The 4,285-nt window shown below is 67.5% G+C and carries 3 protein-coding genes; 2 read left to right on the top strand and 1 reads right to left on the bottom strand.

All coding sequences use genetic code 11. The features are described 5' to 3' along the window. A partial coding sequence (locus ACXJKR_RS25705; protein WP_457325221.1) for a glucokinase occupies positions 1-313 on the bottom strand: 313 nt, incomplete at its 3' end. Between the two features lie 350 nt (positions 314-663). Here ACXJKR_RS25705 and ACXJKR_RS25700 point away from each other — a divergent pair. Then, entirely contained in the window at positions 664-2,571 is a 1,908-nt protein-coding gene (locus ACXJKR_RS25700; RefSeq protein WP_457325220.1) for a glucokinase, read from the top strand. A 177-nt stretch (positions 2,572-2,748) separates the two neighbouring features. Beyond that, positions 2,749-3,900: an efflux RND transporter periplasmic adaptor subunit gene (locus ACXJKR_RS25695; protein ID WP_457325218.1), complete on the top strand. Its 1,152-nt coding sequence runs from the start codon at positions 2,749-2,751 to the stop codon at positions 3,898-3,900. Positions 3,901-4,285 lie beyond the last annotated feature (385 nt).

The following is a 4,285-nucleotide window of genomic DNA, read 5'->3' as shown; positions in this document are numbered from 1 at the left end:
CATTCAGGCAGAGCAGCGTCTTCAGGCCCAGTTCGGCCTGCGTGCCGGCGCGCGAGAAGCTCCAGGCACCGTTGGTCAGCTCGATGTGATCGCCGTCCAGCGCCGTCGCGAGCGCAAAGGCCGCACTTTGCGGCTCGGCCTTGCCGGCGGGCTGCCCCTGCAGATAAGCGCGGACAGCGGCCGCCGGGCCCGCATGGCCCGCCACCGACAGCACCCGCACGTCTTCCACTGCGGCGCCGGGGCCGGCAACGGTGCCGAAACGCGCATTGGTGCCGCCGACGTCGGCCACCAACCAAGGGTAGGCGGCACTCATACAGGAACTCCCGAAACAAGGAGGGGCGCAAGGCAGCGGATATTCAGGAGTCGGACAGTGGCAAACACAGGGCTGAAAAGGGTGAAATGACGGTCGCGGCGGACGGTAGCAAAACTACATCAAATCGACAATACATACTCGCCCTTGGAATCAAATCTCGAATGAGAAACCGCTTTCAACTCCCGGCAAGCCAGCCATCGCCCTGGGGAAACTCGATTGCCGAGGATCTGTAGTGAAGCTACAACCTGTTTGAGCTTCCACACCAGGAATCGCCCCCGAAAGGGTCCAAGGCAGGTCGCCTGCGCGCCTGCTGATAATCGCCCGTCTTTCCTCAGGTTCCTTCAGCGCCCATGCCCCGTTTCGACAGCCCCCGCCTGCTTGCCGATATTGGCGGCACCTATGCCCGTTTCGCGCTGGAAATCGGCCCGGGTGAGTTCACGCAGATGGCCTCGCTGCGCTGCGCCGACCACGCCGACTTCCACGCCGCCGTGCGCGCTTATCTGCAAGGCCTGAGCTGGCAGGACGGCGGCGCACAGCAAATCGCGCATGCGGCCATCGCCATCGCCAACCCGGTCGAAGGCGATCGGGTGCGCATGACCAACTACCACTGGCAGTTCTCCATCGACGAGATGCGCCAGCGCCTGAGCCTGGACACCCTCGTCGTCGTCAACGACTTCACCGCCCTGGCCATGGCCCTGCCCCGGCTGGCCGAAGTGGATGTGCACCAGGTCGGCGGCGGCCAGGCGCGCCGACCCAGCGTCATCGGCCTGCTGGGCGCGGGTACGGGCCTGGGCGTGTCGGGGCTGATCCCGGCCGGGGAAGGCTGGATTGCGCTCGGCACTGAGGGCGGCCACGTCAACTTCGGCCCGCGTGATGAGCGCGAGATGGACATCCTGAAGTTCGCCTGGAAGACGCTCGACCACGTCTCCTATGAGCGCCTGATCTCCGGCCCCGGCCTGGAGCTGATCTACAAGGCCCTGGCCGACCGCAACGGCGTGGCCACCGAGCCGCTGCAGGCGCCTGCCATCACCCAACGCGCGCTGGAGGATGGCGACGCGCTGTGCCTGGAAACACTGGAAGTCTTCTGCGGCCTGCTTGGCACCTGCGCGGCCAACCTGGCCGTCACGCTGGGTTCGCTGGGTGGCATCTATATCGGCGGCGGCATCGTGCCGCGCCTGGGCGAGTACTTCGACCGCAGCCCGTTTCGCGAGCGCTTCGAGGACAAGGGGCGCTTCCGCGAGTACGTGTCGGCCATCCCGACCTTCGTCATCACGGCCGAGCACGCCACCTTCAAGGGCGCCTCGGCCATTCTTGAAAACCAGCTGCGCAACCTGCAGGCCTCGCCCGGCTCGGCCATCCTCGGCCAGATCCGCCGCGCCCGCAGCGAGCTGTCACCCGCCGAGCTGCGCGTGGCTGACCTGGTGCTCGCCCAGCCGCGCTCGGTGCTGAACGACCCCATCGCCGAGATTGCCCGCGCCGCCGGTGTCAGCCAGCCGACTGTCATCCGCTTCTGCCGCTCGCTGGGTTGCGAGGGCCTGTCCGACTTCAAGCTGCGCCTGGCTTCCGGCCTGACGGGCACGGTGCCGGTGACGCACACCCAGGTCAACACCAACGACTCCATGCTGGAGCTGGGCGCCAAGGTGCTAGGCAACACCGCCAGCGCCATCCTGCAGGTGCGCAGCCACCTGAACCGCGACACCATCGACCGCGCCATCGACATGCTGCTGTCGGCTCACCGCATCGAGTTCTTCGCCCTCGGCCATTACGGCGTCGTCGCCCAGGACGCGCAGTTCAAATTCCTGCGCTTTGGCATGCCCTGCGGCGCCTACACCGACCCGCGCCTGCAGCTGCTGGCCGCCGATGTGCTGCGCGAGGGCGACGTGGCCGTCGTCATCAGCAGCGGCGGCCGCCTGCCCGAGCTGCTGTCCGTCGTCGAGAAGGCGCAGGAACGCGGCGCCAAGGTCGTGGCCATCACGGCCAGCCAGAGCCCGCTGGCCAAGAAGGCAGATGCGACGCTGATCGTCGACCACATCGAGGACATCGCCACCCACCTGCCGATGGTCAGCCGCATCCTGCACCTGCTGGTCATCGACATCCTCGCCGTGGGCGTGGCGATGCGCCGCAGCCCCGACAGCATCGCCGCGCTGACCGTCGGCGGCGAGGACGACGACGGCAAGACTGCACGCGGYGCCAGCACGGCGGCCCCCGGAGTGAGCATGGCCTCGCCGCTGGCCCGGCTGACCTCGCACAGCCGCTGAGTGCACGGCTTGAAGTACTCAAGCCCTGACCCCACATGACTTTTGCCAAGCGGCGCTTCACTCACGACGATGTGTGAAGTGGGGCCGCCAGGCTCCGTTCAACTGCTACGCTAGCCGACCCATCACGCCAATGCCGGCCGGAAGGGGCGAATAAGACCCCATCGTCCTGGGAGGGACATGAAAGCTTCTTTTCTGAAACGCTGGCGCGTGCGCCTGATCGTCATCGCCGTGCTCGCTGCCGCTGGCGCCGCCTGGTGGTTCACTCGCACACCGCCCCCGCCTCCCCCTCCGCCCAGCGGCGTCGTCGCCCTGGCTGACGTGACCCAGACCGTGCAGGCCGCCGGCGTGCTTCAGGCCAAGACCCGCGTCGACGTCGGCGCCCAGGTCAGCGGCCAGGTCCAGACCATCCACATCGAGCTGGGCCAGCAAGTCAAGAAGGGCGACCTGCTCGTCAGCCTCGACCCCGAGCTGGCGCGCAGCGACGTGGCGCAAGCCGAAGCCGCCGTGGCCCAGGCCAGCGCGTCTATCGACAGCCGCCGCGTCGACGCCGAAGCCGCCCGCCGCGAACTCAAGCGCCAGCAGCGCCTGCTGGCTGGCCAGGCCACCTCGGGCAACGAAGCCGAGAAGGCCGAGATCGACATCGCCAAGATCGAAGCCGATCTGCGTGGCCAGGCCGCCAACCTCACGCGCCTGCAGGCCGAGCTGGACAAGAAGAAGGTCAGCCTCTCCTACACGCGCATCACCGCGCCCATGAATGGCACCGTCGTCAACCTGCCCGTGCAGGTGGGCCAGACGCTGATCTCGGTGCAGATCACGCCCGTCATCCTGACGCTGGCCGATCTGGACACCATCACCGTGCGCACCAAGGTGCCCGAGGCCGACATCCAGGCCATCAAGGTCGGCCAGACGGCGCGCTTCACCACGCTGTCGGGCGAAGGCAAGCGCTACGAGGGCAAGGTGCGCGTCATCCAGCCCGTGCCGGAGCGCGCGGGCAATGCGGTGTTCTACAACGTGCTGTTCGAGGTGGACAACCGCGAGCGGGCGCTGTTCAGCGACATGACGGTGCAGGTCGACATCGAGACCGGCTCGGCCAAGCAGGTGCTGGCCATGCCCATCGTCGCGCTCGGTGAGCGCGGCAAGGACGGTCGCTTCACGGTGCAGGTGCTGGACGCGGCGAACAAGCAGACGCCGCGGCAGGTCAAGGTGGGCCTGCAGGACGGCGCCAAGGTGCAGGTGCTGGATGGCCTGAAGGCCGGCGAGAAGGTGCTGCTGGCGCCGCCGAGTGCGGCGGATGCGGCGGCGTCGGGTGCCAGCGCGGCAAGCAGCTGATGTGGTGGCCTTTTCGTAGCTGTGTCTTTGTGCCGAGGCCCAGCCGGGAGTTCGTCCCGGCGGCCGACTCACTTTCTTGTGCGAACAAGAAAGTAAGCAAAGAAATCGCCCCCGTTCCGTCGCCCCTTCGCTTCGCTGCGGGGTYCCCTGCGATGCTCGGACGACGAGGCTCGCGCAGAACTCCCTTCGCTACGCTGCGGTCARACAGCTGCGCGAAGTCAGTTGACGAAGTGCGCTKCGCGCACGCCTCGCCGCCCTGCGCTTCTCGGCTCCTCCAAGGGGGAGCCCCGGAACAGCCGAACAGCCAACAGCCAAACCCGAAAGCCGTTCGCACCGAGGTGGTTTTCTCCCCCCCTTTGAGCCCGCCGAGGAACGCAAGACCTTG

The sequence above is a fragment of the Roseateles sp. P5_E11 genome (genome assembly GCF_054049355.1).
Note: the sequence above shows the minus strand (reverse complement) of the source record. Positions and strands in the feature narration are given on the sequence as shown.

Coding starts and splice junctions, on each gene's coding strand:
- ACXJKR_RS25695 (WP_457325218.1), top strand. CDS start 2,749: ATGAAAGCTTCTTTTCTGAAACGCTGGCGCGTGCGCCTGATCGTCATC.